Annotated in this window: 19 protein-coding genes and 1 pseudogene; 10 read left to right on the plus strand and 10 right to left on the minus strand. The window is 57.2% G+C overall.

The features are described from left to right. Positions 1 to 32: 32 nt before the first annotated feature. Together clpA and gloB are read right to left on the minus strand one after the other, a co-directional pair. Positions 33 to 2,348 carry an ATP-dependent Clp protease ATP-binding subunit ClpA gene (gene clpA / locus EOK75_RS11920; RefSeq protein ID WP_137194159.1) on the minus strand — a complete coding sequence of 772 codons (2,316 nt, stop codon included), beginning with the start codon at positions 2,346 to 2,348 and terminating at the stop codon, positions 33 to 35. A 166-nt stretch (positions 2,349 to 2,514) separates the two neighbouring features. Continuing rightward, a complete protein-coding gene (gene gloB / locus EOK75_RS11925) occupies positions 2,515 to 3,288 on the minus strand; it encodes a hydroxyacylglutathione hydrolase (RefSeq protein ID WP_137194160.1) in 774 nt (257 codons plus the stop codon). Positions 3,289 to 3,349: 61 nt separating this feature from the next. Between gloB and EOK75_RS11930 the strand changes: the two genes are divergently transcribed. The 7 genes from EOK75_RS11930 (at position 3,350) to EOK75_RS11960 (ending at position 10,083) form a co-directional block, all read left to right on the plus strand. Beyond that, positions 3,350 to 4,138 carry a class I SAM-dependent methyltransferase gene (locus EOK75_RS11930; protein ID WP_137194161.1) on the plus strand — a complete coding sequence of 263 codons (789 nt, stop codon included), beginning with the start codon at positions 3,350 to 3,352 and terminating at the stop codon, positions 4,136 to 4,138. Between the two features lie 568 nt (positions 4,139 to 4,706). After that, on the plus strand, positions 4,707 to 5,267 hold the full coding sequence (locus EOK75_RS11935) for a F0F1 ATP synthase subunit delta (RefSeq protein ID WP_137194162.1): 561 nt from the start codon (positions 4,707 to 4,709) through the stop codon (positions 5,265 to 5,267). Continuing rightward, the gene (atpA, locus tag EOK75_RS11940; RefSeq protein ID WP_137194163.1) at positions 5,268 to 6,806 is read left to right on the plus strand and encodes a F0F1 ATP synthase subunit alpha; all 1,539 of its coding nucleotides are present in this window, start codon (positions 5,268 to 5,270) and stop codon (positions 6,804 to 6,806) included. Between the two features lie 12 nt (positions 6,807 to 6,818). Beyond that, the gene (locus EOK75_RS11945; RefSeq protein ID WP_137194164.1) at positions 6,819 to 7,697 is read left to right on the plus strand and encodes a F0F1 ATP synthase subunit gamma; all 879 of its coding nucleotides are present in this window, start codon (positions 6,819 to 6,821) and stop codon (positions 7,695 to 7,697) included. 20 nt (positions 7,698 to 7,717) lie between these two features. Beyond that, on the plus strand, positions 7,718 to 9,151 hold the full coding sequence (atpD, locus tag EOK75_RS11950; RefSeq protein ID WP_137194165.1) for a F0F1 ATP synthase subunit beta: 1,434 nt from the start codon (positions 7,718 to 7,720) through the stop codon (positions 9,149 to 9,151). Between the two features lie 9 nt (positions 9,152 to 9,160). Beyond that, positions 9,161 to 9,559: a F0F1 ATP synthase subunit epsilon gene (locus EOK75_RS11955; RefSeq protein ID WP_137194166.1), complete on the plus strand. Its 399-nt coding sequence runs from the start codon at positions 9,161 to 9,163 to the stop codon at positions 9,557 to 9,559. Positions 9,560 to 9,732: 173 nt separating this feature from the next. After that, the gene (locus EOK75_RS11960) at positions 9,733 to 10,083 is read left to right on the plus strand and encodes an H-type lectin domain-containing protein (RefSeq protein WP_137194167.1); all 351 of its coding nucleotides are present in this window, start codon (positions 9,733 to 9,735) and stop codon (positions 10,081 to 10,083) included. A gap of 40 nt (positions 10,084 to 10,123) precedes the next feature. On the opposite strand, the gene EOK75_RS11965 is transcribed toward EOK75_RS11960, so the two are convergent. Then, entirely contained in the window at positions 10,124 to 11,143 is a 1,020-nt protein-coding gene (locus tag EOK75_RS11965; protein ID WP_137194168.1) for a ribose-phosphate pyrophosphokinase, read from the minus strand. A gap of 713 nt (positions 11,144 to 11,856) precedes the next feature. Between EOK75_RS11965 and EOK75_RS11970 the strand changes: the two genes are divergently transcribed. Continuing rightward, positions 11,857 to 12,267 (plus strand): DDE-type integrase/transposase/recombinase, encoded by a 411-nt coding sequence (locus EOK75_RS11970; RefSeq protein ID WP_137194169.1) that lies wholly within the window; start codon positions 11,857 to 11,859, stop codon positions 12,265 to 12,267. Positions 12,268 to 12,568: 301 nt separating this feature from the next. Beyond that, positions 12,569 to 13,679 (plus strand): annotated as a pseudogene (locus tag EOK75_RS11975) (IS3 family transposase); the annotation flags it as partial. 389 nt (positions 13,680 to 14,068) lie between these two features. Here the strand turns inward: EOK75_RS11975 and EOK75_RS11980 are convergent. From EOK75_RS11980 to EOK75_RS12010, 7 genes are all read right to left on the minus strand, one after another. Next, a complete protein-coding gene (locus tag EOK75_RS11980; protein WP_137194170.1) occupies positions 14,069 to 15,085 on the minus strand; it encodes a threonine aldolase family protein in 1,017 nt (338 codons plus the stop codon). Next, on the minus strand, positions 15,085 to 15,567 hold the full coding sequence (locus EOK75_RS11985; protein WP_137194171.1) for a YcgN family cysteine cluster protein: 483 nt from the start codon (positions 15,565 to 15,567) through the stop codon (positions 15,085 to 15,087). Before EOK75_RS11985 ends, EOK75_RS11980 begins: the two co-directional genes overlap by 1 nt. Next, on the minus strand, positions 15,564 to 16,490 hold the full coding sequence (locus EOK75_RS11990; RefSeq protein WP_137194172.1) for a bifunctional riboflavin kinase/FAD synthetase: 927 nt from the start codon (positions 16,488 to 16,490) through the stop codon (positions 15,564 to 15,566). Before EOK75_RS11990 ends, EOK75_RS11985 begins: the two co-directional genes overlap by 4 nt. A 28-nt stretch (positions 16,491 to 16,518) precedes the next feature. Next, a complete protein-coding gene (locus tag EOK75_RS11995) occupies positions 16,519 to 16,962 on the minus strand; it encodes a MaoC family dehydratase (RefSeq protein ID WP_137194173.1) in 444 nt (147 codons plus the stop codon). A 118-nt stretch (positions 16,963 to 17,080) separates the two neighbouring features. After that, entirely contained in the window at positions 17,081 to 17,974 is an 894-nt protein-coding gene (locus EOK75_RS12000) for a TIGR01459 family HAD-type hydrolase (RefSeq protein WP_137194174.1), read from the minus strand. A 16-nt stretch (positions 17,975 to 17,990) separates the two neighbouring features. Continuing rightward, positions 17,991 to 18,911 (minus strand): manganese-dependent inorganic pyrophosphatase, encoded by a 921-nt coding sequence (locus EOK75_RS12005; RefSeq protein ID WP_137194175.1) that lies wholly within the window; start codon positions 18,909 to 18,911, stop codon positions 17,991 to 17,993. An 84-nt stretch (positions 18,912 to 18,995) separates the two neighbouring features. Continuing rightward, positions 18,996 to 19,982, minus strand: coding sequence for a TraB/GumN family protein (locus tag EOK75_RS12010; RefSeq protein ID WP_137194176.1), 987 nt, complete (start codon positions 19,980 to 19,982; stop codon positions 18,996 to 18,998). A 208-nt stretch (positions 19,983 to 20,190) separates the two neighbouring features. Here EOK75_RS12010 and EOK75_RS12015 point away from each other — a divergent pair, with 208 nt between their 5' ends. Next, a complete protein-coding gene (locus EOK75_RS12015; RefSeq protein ID WP_137194177.1) occupies positions 20,191 to 20,478 on the plus strand; it encodes a co-chaperone GroES in 288 nt (95 codons plus the stop codon). Positions 20,479 to 20,520: the final 42 nt, after the last annotated feature.

The raw sequence follows: 20,520 nt of genomic DNA on the forward strand, positions 1-20,520 counted from the left end.
TATGCAGGAGCCTCACTGGTAAAATTGGCTGATTATTCCGCGGTCAACAGCGGCGTTTTGCGGCCCGTGATGCGGGCCTTGCCCGGTTCCTCAAAGGTCAGATCAAGCGCGCCATCTTTCACGCCAACCTTGACGACACCACCCTTCATAAGTTTGCCAAACAAAAGCTCCTCGGCCAGCGGTTTCTTGATGCTTTCCTGAATGACACGGCCAAGCGGACGCGCCCCCATTTTGTCATCGTAGCCTTTTTCGCCCAGCCAATCGGCAGCCTCCTCGGTCAGCTCGATATGGACGTTGCGGTCCAAAAGCTGTGCCTCAAGCTGCAATACGAACTTCTCCACAACCTGACGGATGACACTGCGGCCCAAGGGGGCGAAGCTGATCACGGCGTCAAGACGGTTGCGGAATTCGGGCGTGAAGGTGCGCTCAATCGCGGCGGTATCTTCACCAGTCCGGCGGTCGCGGCCAAAGCCGATTGCGGATTTGGACATTTCCTGCGCACCGGCATTGGATGTCATGATCAGGATAACATTGCGGAAATCCACTGTCCGGCCATTATGGTCGGTCAGCTTGCCGTGATCCATGACCTGCAGCAGGATATTGTAGACGTCAGGATGCGCCTTTTCCATTTCGTCCAGCAGCAACACGCAATGCGGATGCTGATCCACGCCATCGGTCAACATGCCGCCCTGATCAAACCCGACATAGCCGGGAGGGGCACCGATCAAGCGCGATACGGCGTGTTTTTCCATGTATTCCGACATGTCAAACCGCAACAACTCCACCCCCAAGGTATTGGCGAGCTGGTTGGCCACTTCGGTTTTGCCCACACCCGTTGGCCCGGCAAAGAGGTAGTTGCCGATCGGTTTTTCAGGCTCGCGCAACCCGGCCCGCGCCAGTTTGATCGCCGAGGACAATGCTTCAATCGCCTTGTCCTGCCCAAAGACCACCCGCTTGAGCGATTTTTCCAGGTCACGAAGCACTTCGGCATCATCCTTGGATACGCTTTTGGCCGGAATACGGGCGATTTTGGCAACGACGGCCTCAATCTCTTTGACGCCGATGGTTTTGCGACGCTTGGATTCCGCGACGAGATGCTGTGCGGCACCGGCTTCATCGATGACATCGATCGCACTGTCGGGCAGTTTGCGGTCGTTGATATAGCGCGCGGCCAGCTCCACCGCTGATTTGATCGCATCGGCGGTATAGCGCAGATCGTGGTGTTCTTCGAAATGCGGCTTCAGACCGGTCAGGATCTTGATCGCATCCGGGACAGAGGGCTCATTCACGTCGATTTTCTGGAAACGACGTGCAAGCGCACGGTCCTTTTCAAAATGCTGGCGGAACTCCTTATAGGTGGTGGAGCCCATGGTGCGCAGCTTGCCGCCCTGAAGCGCTGGTTTGAGAAGGTTGGACGCATCCATCGCTCCGCCCGAAGTGGCACCGGCACCGATGATGGTGTGAATCTCGTCGATGAACAGCACGGCATCGGGATGCGCTTCCATCTCTTTCACCACGGCTTTTAGTCGTTCCTCAAAATCACCGCGATAGCGGGTTCCGGCCAGAAGCGCGCCCATATCAAGGCTATAGATGGTGGTTTTGGACAAAATATCCGGCGTTTGGCCGTTGATGATTTTCCACGCCAGACCTTCCGCAATTGCGGTTTTACCAACCCCGGGATCGCCCACCAACAGCGGGTTGTTTTTGCGGCGACGGCAAAGAACCTGAATGCAACGCTCCACCTCTGACTCCCGCCCGATCAGGGGGTCGACATCACCGTTGATCGCTTTGACGTTCAAATCCACGCAATATTTGGAGAGTGCGGAATCCTTGGCCTCACCGGCCTCACCTTTGGGGGTTTCGTGGTCTTCGGCACCTGTGACAGGGCGCGCCTCACCAAAGGCGGGGTCTTTGGCGACACCATGGGCGATATAGTTTACCGCGTCGTAGCGGGTCATATCCTGCTCTTGCAGGAAATAAGCGGCGTTGGATTCGCGTTCGGCAAAGATGGCGACCAGCACATTGGCCCCCGTCACCTCATTGCGGCCCGAGGATTGCACATGGATTGCAGCACGCTGGATCACGCGTTGGAAGGCCGCTGTGGGCACTGCTTCGGAACCATCGACATCGGTGACCAAGGTTGAAAGATCATCCTCGATGAAATCGTTAAGGGTTTTGCGCAGCTCATCTGTATCGACAGAGCAGGCCTTCATGACCCGAGCAGCGTCTGGCTCATCGATCAGGGCCAGAAGCAAATGTTCCAGGGTGGCGAGTTCGTGGCGTCGTGCATTGGCAAGGGCCAAAGCGCCGTGGATTGCCTGTTCAAGCGTTGTGGAAAATGATGGCACGGTATAGTGCTCCTCGTGTTCTGCGGGTCGAAGGGGCGGTTGCCCTTTGACCATGGCCTCATAGTCTTAAGGTTCGGTTTTATTTCGGCGGCTTCAAGTGCTATTTATGATTAATTGCAATTTGTGTCGCAGAAACCGAAAAAAGTGATGGCGTGAGGGGGCTGGGTCAGAACGCATCCTTCCTTGCCCGGATTTCGGTAAAGGCATCGACGTCAGGTGCCGTGGCCATGCCAAGGGCTGCCTTCAGTGATGGGTCAGGGGCGCGGAGGAACGGATTGGTGTTGCGTTCTTGCGCCAAGGTTGTCGGGACCGTCGGTGTGTTTGCTGCGCGTAGATCCGCCACCCGGCTTGCTAAAGAGATAAGCTGCGAATTCTCCGGTTCAAGGGAGCGCGCGAAAGCGATGTTATCTGCGGTGTATTCATGGCCCGACAAAAGCAGCGTGTCACCGGGCAGGCTGGCGGTTTTACACAGGCTGTTCCACATTTGCGCGGGCGTACCTTCAAACAGGCGGCCACAGCCCATGACCATCAGGCTGTCGCCGGAAAACAACATTTTGGAGGCGGGCAAGTAAAAGGCGATATGGCCAACCGTATGGCCGGGCATATCGAGGATTTCGACCTCTTCGCCGCAAATCTGCACGGTGTCGGCCTCGGTCAAGGCGTGGTCAAGGGGCGGCAGGCGGTGGGCATCGGCAGCAGCCCCCCAGATGCGCGGTTTCGTCGCCAGCCCTGCCAACAGATCGGGCAGCCCGTCGATATGATCCCAATGGTGGTGTGTCAGCAGCACATCCGTCAGGGTCCAACCCCGCACCGACAGGGCTTCAAGAATGGGCGCTGCTTCGGGCACGTCGATCAGGGCGGTCTCTTTGCTGTCGGGATTGTGGATCAGAAAGGCGTAATTGTTGGACAGACAGGGGATGGTGATAAGTTCAAGTGCCATGGTCTTTTGCCTCTCTTAGGGTATTGTAACACAACTTCGCCCGAAAAAGGCCCTTTGTGCAATGCATCTTGATGTACTCGACCTTCGCAATTTTTATTACCGGACCAAATTGGGCCGCGTGGCACAGCGCGCGATTCGCGATACCGTGGTGCGAATGTGGCCCCATGCCAAGGGGCAGACGATGGCGGGTTTTGGCTTTGCGGCCCCTTTGATGCGCCCCTATCTGGCGGATGCGCGGCGTGTCATCGCAATGATGCCCGCACCCCAAGGGGTGATGCCATGGCCCGCGGGCATGGAGAATGTCTCGGTTCTATGTGAGGAGACGGCTTGGCCCTTGGCGACGGGGATCGTGGACAAGCTGATTTTGATGCATGGGTTGGAGACATCGGAGCAACCCTCGGCCGTGCTGGAGGAGGCGTCGCGCGTGCTTGGCCCCGGCGGGCGCGCACTTTTTGTGGTGCCGTCACGGGCGGGCCTTTGGGCGCGGCGTGATGTGACACCTTTTGGCTTTGGCCGCCCCTATTCGCTGGGGCAGCTGGAGGCACAGTTGAAACGCCATGACTTCACGGTAGAGCGGAGCGTTTCGGCGCTTTATGCACCTCCCTCGGGGCATCCGTTCTGGCGCAGAACCTCGGAGTTTTTTGAGCGTAACGGCCGATTTTTTGCGCCGCTTCTCTCGGGTGGGGTACTGATGGTTGAGGTTTCCAAACAACCACGTGCCGCGCCGCGAGGGGGGCTTGGCGCGGTTGTCCGCAGACCGTTGCGGGTGTTGGAAGGGATGGGGCAAGGCGCGCCGGAACCTGCGCTGCGTGGACCGTCTTCTGCTGACAAAGCGAATGGGAATGATTGATCAAGCTTAACGATGGCCCGAGGTGGCTTTTGCCAACCTTTGCAACAGGTGCGCGCGCTGCAACGATCATCCAAGATGTAGTTCTCTTTTGCTCTTGGCCTAAGGGGCAGCAATGAGGGGATAGATTTTGTCACCGATCCCCGCGATTGACCTGATTTCGGGTGCGCCCGATGTGCTGAGTTTTGATCTGGGCCCGTGTAGCGACATAGTCGTTGGTCTTAAGCGTGAGGGTAAAGCGTACTTTTTGCCCAAATCCGCGGGCTTTTTTGGGTTAGCACCAGATAAGTGCAGCCGCGTGGTGTTTGATGTCCGAGGCGTGTGGATGCGCGTTGACGATTCTACTGCGCGGTGCGGTAAAATTGCCGATTGGCGCGGCAAAGGCTGATGGTAGCGCAAAACCTTTCCATCTGGCGCATGACAAAGGTTAAATTGCGCTATACGGGAGGTTGCAGCAGAAAACCTGCTCTGCTAAACAATTGAAAAATTCAGACGCATGCGTACCGTATGCGCCATAGGATGCCCTTATGTCGTGTGATGCGTCTAAGGGCTTTATTTCGGAAGGGATGACGTGTCAGAACCAGCTTCGATCTCCTCCGGCATTGCTGCTCGCTACGCCACTGCTTTGTTTGAGCTGGCGAAGGAAAGCAAAGGTATTCAGGCGCTGGAGGGTGACATCGATGCCCTTGATGCGGCCTTGACCGCCAGTGCCGACCTTAAAGCGTTGATTGCCTCGCCGGTTTACAGCCGCGACGATCAGGCAAGCGCAATTGCCGCGATCGCCAAGAAAATGGGGCTGTCGGCCCTGACAGCCAATACGTTGGCCTTGATGGCCTCCAAGCGCCGCTTGTTCGTGCTGCCACAGCTGACTACGGCTGTGCGCGGTATGATTAGCGAGGAAAAAGGTGAGGTAACGGCTGAGGTAACCTCGGCCACCAAGCTTTCGGCTGCACAGGCCAAAGATCTCGCCGAGACGCTGAAAGCGCGTGTTGGCAAAGATGTGAAACTGAAAACCGCTATCGATGAATCCCTCATCGGTGGTCTTATCGTCAAGCTCGGCTCCACCATGATCGATACTTCGGTCAAGGCAAAGCTCGCGGCTCTCCAGAATGCAATGAAAGAGGTCGGATAAATGGGTATCCAAGCAGCTGAAATCTCTGCGATCCTCAAGGACCAGATCAAAAACTTCGGCAAGGACGCTGAAGTTGCCGAAGTCGGCCGGGTTCTGAGTGTCGGGGATGGTATCGCCCGCGTACATGGTTTGGACAATGTTCAAGCCGGTGAAATGGTCGAGTTCCCCGGTGGAATTCGCGGCATGGCGCTGAACCTTGAGATTGATAACGTCGGTATCGTTATCTTCGGGGACGACCGTTCCATCAAGGAAGGCGACACCGTCAAGCGCACCAAGTCCATCGTGGACGTGCCTGTGGGTGACGAGCTGTTGGGCCGTGTTGTTGATGGTCTGGGTAACCCGATTGACGGCAAAGGCGCGCTGGGCACCACCAAGCGTGCGATTGCAGACGTCAAAGCCCCCGGCATCATTCCGCGCCAGTCGGTGCATGAGCCAATGGCAACCGGCCTGAAATCGGTTGACGCGATGATCCCCGTTGGCCGTGGCCAGCGCGAATTGATCATTGGTGACCGTCAGACAGGTAAAACCGCGATTGCGCTCGATACCATTCTGAACCAGGCATCCTACAACAAGGCTGCTGGCGACGATGAGTCCAAGAAGCTGTACTGCGTTTACGTAGCGATCGGCCAAAAGCGTTCTACTGTTGCGCAGTTGGTGAAGAAGCTCGAAGAAACTGGTGCGAGTGCTTATACCATTGTTGTGGCTGCGACCGCGTCTGATCCGGCACCGATGCAGTTCTTGGCACCCTATGCCGCAACTGCGATTGCCGAGCATTTCCGTGACAACGGCCGCCATGCGCTGATCATCTATGATGACCTTTCCAAGCAGGCCGTGTCTTATCGTCAGATGTCGCTGTTGCTGCGCCGTCCTCCGGGCCGCGAAGCCTATCCGGGCGACGTTTTCTATCTTCACTCCCGTTTGCTGGAACGTTCGGCTAAATTGAACGCCGATCACGGTTCGGGCTCTTTGACGGCGCTGCCGATCATTGAAACCCAAGGTGGTGACGTTTCTGCGTTTATTCCAACCAACGTGATTTCGATCACCGACGGTCAGATCTTCTTGGAAACCGAACTCTTCTATCAGGGCATCCGTCCTGCTGTGAACACCGGTCTTTCCGTGTCGCGTGTTGGCTCTTCGGCGCAAACTGATGCGATGAAATCGGTTGCGGGTCCGGTCAAACTGGAACTGGCGCAGTACCGCGAGATGGCTGCCTTTGCGCAGTTCGGCTCTGACCTTGACGCCTCCACCCAGCAGTTGCTGAACCGTGGTGCGCGCCTGACCGAGCTGATGAAGCAACCGCAGTATTCGCCGCTGACCGGCGCGGAAATTGTTTGCGTGATCTTTGCGGGCACCAAGGGCTACCTTGATAAAGTACCGGTAAAAGAAGTGGGCCGCTACGAGGCAGGCTTGCTCAAGCACCTTCGTTCCAACCATGCGGATCTGTTGGCAGATATCACCAACAACGACCGTAAGGTGAAGGGCGAGCTTGAAGACAAGATCAAAGCCGCGTTGAACGCATATGCTAAAGATTTCGCCTAAAGGGGTAGGTAAATGCCGAGCCTAAAGGACTTAAAAAACAAGATTACGAGTATCAAAAATACTCGTAAGATCACAAAGGCCATGCAGATGGTTGCCGCGGCGAAGCTTCGCCGCGCGCAGGAAGCTGCCGAAGCCGGACGGCCTTACGCCGAACGGATGAATGCAGTGATGGCGGGGCTTTCGGCCTCTGTCGGGACTTCCTCCAGCGCGCCCCGGCTTCTTGCCGGGACGGGTGAGGACAAGGTGCACCTTCTGGTCGTCATGACGGCGGAACGTGGGCTTTGCGGTGGCTTCAACTCTTCCATCGTGCGGATGGCGCGCTTGCGGGCGAACCAGTTGTTGGGCGAAGGTAAAACCGTCAAGATCCTGACTGTCGGCAAAAAGGGCCGGGAGCAGTTGAAGCGTGATTTTGCATCGCATTTCATCGGCCATGTGGACCTGTCGGAAGTGAAGCGCGTGGGCTATGCCCAAGCACAAGGGATTTCCCGCGATATTCTGGCGCGTTTCGACGCGGGGGAATTTGATGTGGCGACGCTCTTCTTCAACCGCTTCCAATCGGTCATCAGCCAGGTGCCAACAGCGCAGCAAGTCATCCCCGCGAAATATGACGCGGTGGAAGATGCCAGCGATGCTGTGGCCTTGTACGATTACGAGCCGTCAGAGGAAGGCATTCTTGCCGATCTTTTGCCGCGCGGTGTGGCGACGCAAGTCTTCACCGCTTTGCTTGAAAACGGGGCCTCTGAACAGGGTGCCCGGATGAGTGCGATGGACAACGCAACGCGCAACGCGGGCGATATGATCGACAAATATACGACGATCTACAACCGTTCGCGTCAGGCTGCGATCACCAAAGAACTCATTGAAATCATCTCGGGCGCTGAGGCGCTTTGACCCGCTAACGGAGAATTGACATGGCGAAAGCACCAAAAGCAGCCGGCAAGATCACACAGGTGATCGGCGCTGTCGTGGACGTGCAGTTCGAGGGTGACCTGCCGGCCATCCTGAACGCATTGGAAACAAGCAATAACGGCAAGAAGCTGATCCTCGAAGTGGCCCAGCACCTTGGCGAAAGCACCGTGCGGACCATCGCGATGGACGCGACCGAAGGTTTGGTTCGTGGCGAGGGCGTAACCGACACTGGCGCGCCGATCTCGGTTCCGGTGGGCATGGGCACACTTGGCCGCATCATGAACGTCACCGGCGATCCGGTTGATGAAAAAGGCCCGGTCAAGGTTACGCAAACCCGTTCGATCCACGGTGAGGCGCCAAGCTTTGCCGAGCAATCGACCGCAACCGAGATCCTGGTTACAGGCATCAAGGTTATCGACCTGCTGGCCCCCTATACCAAAGGTGGTAAAATTGGTCTGTTTGGTGGTGCGGGCGTGGGTAAAACCGTGCTTATCATGGAATTGATCAACAACATCGCCAAAGTACACTCCGGTGTGTCCGTGTTTGCGGGCGTGGGTGAGCGTACGCGGGAAGGTAACGACCTTTACCATGAGATGATCGAATCCGGCGTTATCGTTCCTGATGATCTGGAAAAATCGAAAATTGCGCTGGTATACGGCCAGATGAACGAGCCTCCAGGTGCGCGTATGCGGGTTGCCTTGTCCGGTCTGACATTGGCCGAGCAGTTCCGCGACGAAACCGGTTCGGACGTTTTGTTCTTTGTGGACAACATCTTCCGCTTTACCCAAGCTGGTTCGGAAGTGTCCGCGCTTTTGGGTCGTATCCCTTCCGCTGTGGGCTACCAGCCAACACTGGCGACCGACATGGGTGCGATGCAGGAACGCATTACATCGACCAAAAACGGTTCGATTACGTCCGTGCAGGCCGTTTACGTTCCTGCCGATGACCTTACCGACCCTGCACCGGCAACCTCCTTTGCCCACTTGGACGCGACGACCGTTCTGGACCGTTCGATCTCGGAAAAAGGGATTTACCCGGCTGTGGATCCGCTTGGTTCCACCTCGCGTCTGCTTGACCCGTTGATCATCGGCGAAGAGCATTACGGCGTGGCGACTTCCGTGCAGCAGATTTTGCAGCGCTACAAGTCGTTGCAGGACATCATTGCGATCCTCGGGATGGACGAATTGTCCGAAGACGACAAAGTTGCCGTTGCCCGTGCGCGTAAGATCGAACGCTTCCTGAGCCAGCCTTTCGATGTTGCCAAAATCTTTACTGGCGCAGACGGCAAGCAGGTTCCGCTGGAAGATACCATCGCCTCGTTCAAGGCTGTTGTGGCTGGTGAATACGATCACCTGCCAGAAGCTGCCTTCTATATGGTTGGTGGCATTGACGAAGTAATCGCCAAAGCGCAGCGTCTTGCTGCCGCAGCGGCATAAGGGGGCAACATGGCCGTGACTTTGCAATTCGACCTGGTGTCACCGGAAAAGCGGCTTGCCTCGTTTCAGGCCACTGAGGTTCAAATTCCGGGCGCTAATGGCGACATGACGGCGATGGAGGGGCATGCAGCCACCATCACCACCCTGCGCCCCGGTATCCTGAAGGCTGTTGGAACCGACAAGACCTTGGCATTTGCCGTGACTGGCGGCTTTGCCGAGATCAACGCTGCAGGCATTTCGGTTCTTGCCGAACAAGCCGTGCCGGTTGAAGATCTGTCCGGAACTGTTCTGGATGGCATGATTGACCAAGCACGGGAGCTTGCCGCAATGGCGCTGCCGGAAGACAAAGATGATGCCGAGAAACTGGTGCAAGACATGATGGCCCTGCGCCAACACGCGTCACACTAACTCGGTTAAATCATAATCAAAGGCCCCGAATATTCGGGGCCTTTTTTATTTGGGGGTGGTTCGTCGAAATCATAACCTTTCCTCAGTTAGCCCAAGGCAAAGTGATTGGCTTGCACGGGTGCATTACCACAACTGACATGCCGTTTCAGGTAGCGGATAACGGGGCACGGAAGATGAAACGATTTTCGGCGCAGACAATGGGCATTCTGCAAGGCTCTCGGTTACTGTTTTCCGACTTTTCGGATGGCGGTGTGATGTGGACAGGGCACGGCCCGCGCGAAAGCCGCCACCGCGTTCAGTTTCCCGAAGCCTTTGTTGAGGCGCCGGTGGTCTCTGTTTGCCTGTCGATGTGGGATATGGACCAAAAGCACAACTCGCGCGCTGACATCTCGGCCCAAGAGATTACAGCCAAGGGGTTTGTGCTGGTGTTCAAAACCTGGGGCGATACGCGTGTGGCCCGCGTTCGCGCGGATTGGACAGCAATTGGCCGCGCCAAGGACGATGATGATTGGGAGATAGTCTAGTCGGTGGCGATGGGCATTAACCCACCGCCACAAAGTTCACTTAGCCGCGATTGTACATGCCTTCATAGATCGGGCTAAGGGTTTCGGTTTCGAACAAAGACGATACCGAGGTGCCATTCCAGATGTTCAGAATGGCCTGAGCGAACATCGGTGCCGTTGGCAGGATGCGGATGTTGGGGCAATTGCGGACGGCCTCGGACGGCGCGATGGAATCCGTAATAACCAGCGATTTCATCACCGACTTGGTCACACGCTCCACAGCAGGCCCGGACATCACACCGTGGGTGATATAGGCGTGTACCTCGGATGCGCCATTCTCCAGCAATACCTCAGCAGCTTTGCAAAGCGTGCCAGCGGTATCGCACATGTCGTCCACAATAATGCATTTCTTGCCGGACACGTCCCCGATCACGGTCATTTCGGCGATCTCACCGGGTTTTTCGCGGCGTTTGTCGACGATGGCCAGCGGGGCCTCGATACGTTTGGCCAGCTCACGCGCGCGGGCAACACCGCCAACATCGGGAGAGACGACCATCATATCGCCCATGGAGCCTTTGAATTCCGCCATGATATCCAGCGCAAAGATCGGCGAGGCATAAAGGTTGTCCACCGGAATGTCGAAGAAGCCCTGGATCTGGGCGGCGTGAAGATCCAGTGTCAGCACGCGTTCGATCCCGGCCTCTACCATCATATTGGCGACAAGCTTGGCGGAAATCGGTGTGCGCGCTTTGGTGCGGCGATCTTGACGCGCATAGCCGAAATAAGGGATCACGGCGGTGATGCGCGATGCCGAAGACCGGCGCAACGTGTCCGTCATAATCAGCAATTCCATAAGGTTATCATTGGCAGGGTTCGAGGTCGGCTGGATAATGAACATATCCTCGCCGCGGACGTTTTCGAACACCTCGACAAAAATCTCGCCGTCATTGAACCGTTCCACCCGCGCATCCACCAGCCCGACAGACATGCCACGGTGCAAAGACATACGTCGTGCGATTGAGGTGGCAAGGGGCATATTGGCGTTGCCAGAGATCAGCTTTGGTTCATGCATGGTGGCCATGAGTGGGTCCTTTGGGCGATGTTATGAGGATTCGGGACGCGTGACTTGGCTTATCATTGGGCTAGGGTCTTGCAAACCTTGCGGATCGGAGAACCGGCGAATTGGTTAAAATAGATTATCATTTTGTGACGGTTTCCGCCCATGCCGACCTTTCGGGTACATGGCTAGCGGGCGCGCTGCCAAACATGGCGTAAAAATGGCCAATAGACTGCAGGCGACGCAGGTGGCGACGTAGACGCGGCGGGAGATAGACAGCCTGACGGGCGCGTTTCCCGGCGAGGCCCGAAACAGCTAGGGACAATGAAGCCGAAGTCAGAGAGATTTATGCCAAGATTGGCAGGCTGGCGGTTGAGTTATTTGTCATGCGGGCTGAAGTCGCTGCCCCCTTCCCGCGCATTTTGTATGCCTCGCCAGACAACGCATGTTTACCTGTGTGGGAAGGGATGAGCCCGAATGACTGCAAGGCGGTAACCAATCGCGATCTGAACCAGACCAGCCCATGCATACTGCAGAAGATCAGTCGGTCGCCGCTGTATTGCTTGCCGGTCGGCGTGAATGCCACGGTGCCGAAATTGATGAATGAGGTTGATGGGGGCTCACGCGCCCCTCCCGCACCTTCGTTGCCCGAAAAGAGGCCGTCGCTAGATTGTAGCCTAGTTGCCAAGAAATAGGTCCCACGCAGGCCGACATCGGGTACGGCGGCTGGTGGGGGCATGAGGTTGCTGGCTATCGACAAAGGCCGCAATACCATCAAGAAACACCCACAGCATGCCGGGTGTAGCGACGTTTCCTACATTTCGTTGCGGCGCGGGTTCCTTTGCTTGGCGGCAATCATGGGCTGGGCGATGCGCGAAGTGCTGGCGTGGCGGATCTCGGACACGCTGGAAGCGAGCTTCTGCGCCGATGCATTGAAAGAGGCCATCGCAAAATACGGCAAGCCTGAAATCGTGAATAAGGATCAAGGATCGCAGTTCACCGGCAACGCCTGGATTACCACCCTGACCGACGCCAATATCAAAATCTCGTTACCTCTCGGTGATTGCGCGCAAACGCCGAGAGGTAACAGACGGCCGGGGCAATATCTCGATGAGATTTCCATCGAACGGCTCTGGCGATCCCTGTAGCATTTTTAGCTGCACGAATTGAAAGGCGGCTTCCAAGTTTAACGCGTCATGGGCGGTTGGAACGGATTCTACAACGCCGGGCGACCATATCCCGCACAAGATAAACGAACGCCTGACGGCGCACACTACGACCCTATGCGGATGAACCTAGAGGCATGAAGCCCGGCCCGAGTATAGCTTGGCAGAGCCACAAAACGCGTCGAAAAGCCAGAAGACGTTAGTTGAGCAACCTCCTGAAATTCGACACTGACCTAGGCAACGATTTATAGTTTGCTGATCTTCAACACGAAGGAGCTCAGAAATGTCGAAACGGAAGCGAGGTCATCTAGAATTCAACGCCAAGGTAGCGTTGGAAGCGCTGAAAGGCGCAGAGACGGGCAGCGAGCTGGCCAGCCGGTTCGGGGTTCACCCGACGATGATCCATCAATGGAAACGGGCTTTGCTTGAGGGCGCGTCGGGTGTCTTTGAGCGCGGGAGTCGGAAAGCGCCGGTGATTGACGAAGAGCAGGTCAAAGATTTGCATGCCAAGATCGGGGAGTTGGTCGTCGCCAACGGTTTTTGGCCAAAAAGCTCAAACCTTGGACCGGCAAGTGAGGCGCAAGATGATTGAGCCAAACATCTCGGGCCTGTCTGTTGGCAAGTAATGCGCCCTGTTGTCGATTTCCCGGTTATGAGCCAAAAGGCGAGACCAGATGAACCTCGCTCTGATGCGCTTGATTGATAAGCAGTTCTTGGAAACTACGTTTTTCGACGTGCGTCAAATGACGTGGCACCTGCGCAATGAACAGCGTCTGGTGAGCGAAAAGCGTATGCGATTGATGGGTCTTATGCCGATCTATCAGAAGCCTAACACCCGTTGCCCGGCAACACATGCTTGCATGTGTGAGAGGGAGCAATGCCGCGAAAGGGCACAAAATCTATCCCTATCTGCTGCGTGGCCTACGCGTTGATCAGTCAAATCAAGTTTGGTGCGCCGACATCACATATCTACCGATGTGGCGCGGCTTTTTGTATCTGGTCGCGATCATGGATTGGCACGCGCGCAAGGTTCTGGCGTGGCGCATATCAACCACGCTGGAGGCCGAGTTCTGCGTTGATGCGCTGAACGAGGCGATTCACAAGTTCGGCCCGCCGGACATAATGAACACGGATCAAGGCAGCCAGTTCACGTCATTCGCATGGACCGACCGGCTACGGGGCTCAAACGTACGCATCTTAATGGACGGCAAAGGCCGCTTCCTCGATAATATCTTTGTAGAACGCCTATGGTGGTCGTTGAAGTATGAATGCGTCTACCTGCATGCATGGAAACCGGATCAGAGGCCAAGGCTGGCGTCAGAAAATGGATCGAGTTCTACAATCACAAGCGCCCGCATTCTTCTCTTGGCGGGAAACCACCTTCTGTGGTCTATTGGCAGAAAATTGAAACAACCAAGCCCGATCAGCAGGTGCAAAGAGTAGCTTACTTTATGCCAAATCCTGTCCAACAAATGGGGAGTGGCTCAGCTCCAGATGTTAGTGCGTGAATGGTATCAAGGAGGCCAAAACTTCGCCACGCAATGGTTCTATGGCAACGAGCGTCCGAATTCCTTCTGACGGTTTACAGGCAAGCCATTGCCGGGCAAGGGGGCACAAGCGGCTCATGCTAGCTTAAAAATTGCAGGCGGCGGCGTAAATTCTAAGGATGCCCTTCAATGAAAGGGGGACTTCCAAGTGATCGGCGTGCCCTTGGTTTGGTCGGCGAGGAGCAGCTCGGTGGCCATGACTGGCCGGAAGAAATGGCGCGTCTTTACCGCAGGCTTCATCCCCGAAAGGTTGCCAAAAGCGCATCTACATGGGCATCCGTGGTACACCACGCACAGACAAGACGGCAGGTGCCATCCCCCATTTCGTGGTATTGCGCCCCGGCAGCTTTGGCGCGGGCATGGGCGGCATCGGGCAGGCGGGCAAACAGCATGTTTGCATCGACAGGATACAGCAGTTCCGCACCCTCGATGGCGTGCAAACCTGCGGCCAGACGTGCGGCCATTGCATTGGCATGGGCCGCCATATCAAGCCAGCGCCCGCCTTCGAACCATGCCTCCATCTGTGCCGCGACATAGCGCATCTTGGAGGTCAGATGCCCCGCGCGCTTGCGCCGCAGCTCCAGCTCCCATGATTTTGCGGGGTTGAAGAGCACGACGGCCTCAGCCGCCATCAAACCGTTCTTGGTGCCACCCAAAGACAGCACATCGACACCTGCGCGCCATGTCATATCGGCAGGCGTGGCCCCCGTCGTGGCCAAGGCGTTGGCAAAGCGCGCGCCATCTAGGTGAACACCAAGTCCGTGTGATTTGGCCAGCTTTGCCAGTGCCGCAATCTCTGCGGGTGTGTAGACGGTTCCGGCCTCGGACACATTTGTCAGACTTAGGCAACTGGGTTGCACGGCATGGACAGAACGGTCCGCGCCCTCCAGCGCGGCGATCAGCCCGTCGGCCGAGATTTTACCATCTACCCCGTCAACGAGCTGCAGTTTGGCACCGGCGGTGAAAAACTCCGGCGCCCCGCATTCATCCTCGGCGATATGGGCATGGCGGTGACATAACACCGCGCCATAAGGCGGGGTATAGAGCGCAAGCGATAGCGCATTGGCGGCGGTGCCTGTGGTGACCAGATGTACCTCCGCCTCGGGGGCATCGAACAGGGTGCGGATCGTGTCACGCAGCCGCGCCATATGCGCATCGGCCCCGTAAGATTTCGCGAATCCCTCATTGGCGCGGACCAGCGCATCCATGATTGCGGGCGGGCAGGGGGCTGCATTGTCAGAGGCGAAAAACATCAGCTTTGTTCCTCAATCAAGTAATCTTCCCAATCATCCTCGTCGACCTCGTTTTCCGGTACAGTCCAGCCTCGTACCGAGATTTCGGCGTGATGCACGCTTTCGGGATCACCAGTGATCAGGGGGTGCCAATCCTCCAGCGGTTTACCCTCATGGAGGCGGCGATAGGCGCAGGTGCGCGGTAGCCAATAGGCGATCTTTTCCAGCTTTTGCGGGGTCAGCGAGACGCATTCCGGCACAAACTGATGGCGGATTTCATATTTGGCGCAGCGACAGCTATCGCCATCCAGCAAGCGGCAGGCAACGCGAGTGAACAGTAGCTCTTCGGTGTCTTCATATTCGATCTTGTTCAGGCAGCATTTCCCGCAGCCGTCACAAAGCGCCTCCCATTCGGCCGAGGACATCTTTTTCAGCGGGACGGTTTCCCAAAAGCGGGGCCGCAGGCCGGAATCAGGGGCGATGGGGGGGAGTTTTTCGGTCATTGTGCGGCCTTCAGGATATGTCGGGCTTTGGCGCAATCAGCATCCATCTGGGCGATAAGTGCGTCAAGCCCGTCGAACTTCTCTTCACCCCGCAGCCATTCAACGAAGGCGATTGAGAGGTGCTGCCCGTATAGGTCCCCTTGAAAATCAAAGAGATGGGTTTCTAGATTGGGGCGGTTGTCGCCAAACATCGGGCGGGTGCCAAGGTTGGCGGCTCCGTGATATTGGCCCTTATGCGGCCCGGTCAGAACATCCGCCAGAACCGCATAAACCCCGTTGCGCGGAAGGTGCAAGCCGGTCACCTCCATATTGGCGGTCGGATAGCCCAGCTCACGCCCGCGTTTGGCGCCGTGGATCACCTCTGCATCGATACGGTGCCAATGGCCGAGCATTTTCTTTGCGGCCTGCGTGTCGCCCTGCGTTAAGGCCTCACGGATACGGGTGGAGGAAATATCAGTGTTATCGGCTTGCACAAGATCGGCTAGATGCACAGTAATCCCGTGATCTGCACAAAGGCGTTTCAAGTCGGTCGCGGCACCTCGCCGCCCTTTGCCAAAGCAAAAATCGGCACCCACGGTGACATGCGAGACGCCCAAGCCATCGGCCAGAACATCGGCGACAAATTCCTCGGGGGAAAGCCCTGCAAGGGTGGCGTTGAAGGGCAGCTCGAACAGAGTTTGGACGTCCAACTTGGCCAGACGATTGGCGCGGGCCTCGGCATTCATCAACCGGAACGGGGCAGAGGCAGGGGCGAAAAAGCTGCGGGGGTGGGGTTCAAACGTGATAACGCCAAGGGGGCCATGGGCGGCGGCAAGGTTTATGACATGCTGGTGGCCAAGGTGGACGCCGTCAAAATTGCCCATCGCAACAGAGGCCCCGCGATGTGACGGTTCAACCCCTTGCCAATGCTGATAAACCTTCATGCACGCCCCTATGGGCCGTGGCCCGTTGTCAGTCGAATTTTCGGCTTGGCGCCAGAACCAGCGCTTCACCCTTTAAAACCACGGTATCGCCTACCGAGCAACGGGTTTCAAGGGTCACACGGCGGCGCGCATTATCGATTGCTGTCACTGTGACAATGGTGTGGACCCGATCGCCGGGGCGCACTGGTGCCATGAATTTCAGGCTTTGCCCCATATAGACAGAGCCGTGGCCGGGAAGCTGCTCACCGATCACCGCCGAGATAAGCCCCGCCGTCAGCATGCCATGTGCGATGCGGCCCTCAAAAATCGTGTCTTGGGCGTAATTATCATCAAGATGCACGGGGTTCCGGTCGGTTGAGACCTCTGCAAACAGTTCGATGTCGCGGTCGGTGACGGTTTTCCACAAATCACGGGACATACCAATTTCGATATCTTCGATACAGATCGTGCCGCGTGGTTGGTTATCCAGCATCATCCTATCCCCCACCTTGATTCAGGAGGGATATAGCTAATGCTGCGACGCAGCGCAATCGTTTTGGTAACTTATTTGCGAATTTGTGGGAATATCGGCAATATTGTTACCCTTACGATTAACGCAGCATCCCCATCACATAGGTCGGATTTCGAGCGCCATCGGCCAGCCAGCTGTGCAATTCTTCGGCATTCAAAGCATCAGCGGGGCCGAACTGGCCTGCATTCAACCCTTCGGTCAGAAACAGGCTATCGAGCCCTTCTTGCATCGCGCCAAGCACATCGGTGCTGATGCCGTCGCCGATGCACAGGATCGCATCATTGGGCAGATCGCCCGCCAGATCGGCCAGACGGCGGCGCGCAAGATCATAGATCGGCGGGTGTGGTTTACCGAAATAAAGCGCTTCCCCGCCCATTTCTTCATAGAGGGCGGCAAGCGCGCCGGCGCAGTAAATCCGCTTGTCACCGAAATCCACCACCAGATCTGGATTGGCGCAAAGCATCTTTAGTCCCTTGGTCTTGGCTAGCAAAAAGGCTGCGCGGTAGTCGGCAGGGGTGTCGTTCAGATCATCATTGGGACCGGTGCAAAGGATGCCCTCGGCCTGATCAAGGGGCACAAGCTCCACCGGGCTTTTTGCGGCCAGCGCGGCCAATGTCGGGTCAGCGAACTCATCAAAGAAGGGCTGATCCTTGGGCATCGGGCCGATGTGATGGACCTTGTGGCCCACGGCCCCCGACAAAAAGGCGTATTGCGTCGCATCGCCCGAGGTTACCACCTCATCATAGGCGTCACGCGGCACACCGATTCGGTCAAGCTGCGTAAGCACCCCGGGCTTGGGGCGCGGCGCGTTGGACACCAGCACCACAACCCCGCCTTGCGCGCGAAACGCCTGCAAGGCCGCGATTGCACCGGGAAACGGCTTTTTGCCGTCATGGACACAGCCCCAAAGATCACAAAACAGCGCGCGGTAGCGGGGCGCGATTTCAGCAAATGCGGAGATGATCTGGGTCATGGGGCTGTGCTTTCGCTTAAAGTTTGAGGGCAGGGATGATCTGCTTCTTGCGGCTCATCACGCCGGGCAGGACAACCGTGTCGCCCGTAACCGTCACTCCGAATGAGGCTTCGGCCATCTGTTTGACCAGATCATTGGGGACCAGCAAGGTGGCCTCTTCATTCAGAATGTCGATGACGAAAAGCAGCACCTGATCGGCACCGTCCTCGGTGGCGACGCCGGGCATGGCGGCCATCAGGCTGGCCTTGCGGTCCAGCACCACGGCGGGGGCAGTGGTTTCCAGCACCGAGACGCGCAAATCTTTGCCCGCGACGTTGTATTCCTTGCTGTCCATCCGCAGAAGTTCCGCGTCCGAGAACGCCGAGACATCGGATTTCGCGGCGAAAAGCTGTTCGGCGTGATCGGCAATGGTGACGCCCAGATCGGCGGCCAGCTTTTCCGCGACAAAACGGTCATGCGGCGTGGTGGTCGGGCTGCGAAATTCCAGCGTGTCGGACAGGATGCACGACAGCATCGCGCCTTTGATGGCTTTTGGTGCGCGGGCAAGATTGTCCCCCATCAGGTCATGCATGATGGTTGCGGTGCAGGCCAGCGGGCGGATGGTGATGTCGATCGGGGACTTGGTCTTGATACCGCCGACAAGCATATGGTGGTCGATGATGCCCACCACATTGGCGTCATTGATCGAGGGGGGCAGCTCGGCAGGGTTGTTGGTATCGACGATCACGCAGGTATCGGTCGCGCTGACATCGGCGATGATCTCGGGCTTGGGCAGGTCCCAATGGGTCAGCATGAAGGCCGCTTCGGTATTGGGTTCGCCCAAGAGCACAGGCTTGGCGGGGCGGCCCAAAACCTCTGTCAGATACCATGCCCAGATGATGGGGGAGCCGGTGCTGTCTGTATCGGGGGATTTGTGGCCAAAAACGAGAGTCGTCATGATAAAACCTGTGGGTTGTGCGTTTGCCGTCTTATAGGCGCGGGCTGGGGCGTTGTCACGCGGTGCAAGGCGGTTTGCCGCGCATCACAGTGGCTCCAACGTGAAGCCTTCGGCCTTGAGGAGCGCCAGAACACCCTGTTCCCCCGACAGATGGAGCGCGCCGAAAGCGGCAAAGACGGGGCCGTCTTGCAAGGCGTCGAGGATGCGGGGGATCCATGCGCGGTTGCGGTCCGACATCAGGGCGGCTTCGGCCTTGGCAAAATCGGCCTCGGTTTGCGCGGGCGTGGCATCGGGCAGGCCAAGGGCGATATGGCGCGAGAATTCCCAGATCAGGCGTCCCTCGCTATCGAAATAGCTGTCGGCGGTTGTGGTCAGGAAATCTGCGGCTTGCGGTTCTACTTGTAGGGCGTTGCGGATCATCGTGGTTTGTTCCGCGGCGCTTAGCCCGTCAAAAAGCGTCAATACGGTATCAAACGGCTCCAACGCCTTGACGGGACGGCCAGATTCTTGGGCGGCGGCGATCAGGCGTTTGTCCAGCCCGCGTCCGGTTGCGGCCAGTTGTAATGCGCAAGGGGGGATGGACAGCATCATAGACACGAACCAGGGCCGCAGGGTTTGCGCGACGGATGACGGAATACCGCGTTGCAACAGGGCGGCGGTCAGTGCCTCCCATTCCTGCGGGGGCAGGGTGGTCGAAAGGTTTGATCCGGCCATATCTATCATGGCGGTCGGGTCGCTCACAAGCTGTGCCTGCAAGGCGGCTTCCTCGTCAGGGCCGGCCTCAACCATCAGGGTTTTGGACTGTGCCAGATAGGGCGTCAGGGTGGTCATCACGGCATCATGCCGCGGATCATCAAGGTGAAATGTGCCTGCCAGATAGATGGTTTGCGCCCCTCGTGTCGCGCGCCACAGGTTGCCGGTGGCAAAGGGTTCGGCGTGGGCGGTGGCGTAAAGCGCGTCTCTTTCATCTGCGGGCAGGGCCGCGATTAGGTTTTCCCCCACGCATTGTGCATTGGCGGCGGAGAAGGTGAAAATGCAGGCGAGGGCCAACAGAAAAGGGCGAAGACACATGGGACGCGGGCCTTGGGTTTGGAATATGCGCGGATGGTGGCACGGGACAGGCGTGCAGGGCAATCTGAGGGCGATGAAAATATATGAAAAATTCCGCCATGGGGGCTTCTTGACAGGTCGATGTGCATTGCCTAGGTACAGTTCGTTAGCACTCGGCGTTGATGAGTGCTAATCGAAATTAACCTGGAACCAAAGGGAGTGTTCTCAGATGGCATTTAACCCGCTGCATGACCGTGTACTGGTCAGCCGTATCGAAGGCGAAGACAAGACCAAGGGTGGTCTTATCATCCCCGACACTGCAAAAGAAAAGCCCGCCGAAGGTGAAGTTGTCGCCATAGGCGAAGGCGCGCGCAAGGACAGCGGCGAGCTGATCCAGCCTTCCGTAAAGGTTGGCGACCGCGTGTTGTTCGGCAAATGGTCTGGCACCGAGGTCACCCTCGAAGGCAAAGACCTGCTGATCATGAAAGAAGGCGATATCATGGGGATTATCAGCTGAGGTAGCACCGGGATTTCCCACGCTACGCCTGATACCCATAAG

It is taken from the genome of Pseudorhodobacter turbinis (assembly GCF_005234135.1).
In the GTDB taxonomy this organism is placed as follows: Bacteria; Pseudomonadota; Alphaproteobacteria; order Rhodobacterales; family Rhodobacteraceae; genus Pseudorhodobacter; species Pseudorhodobacter turbinis.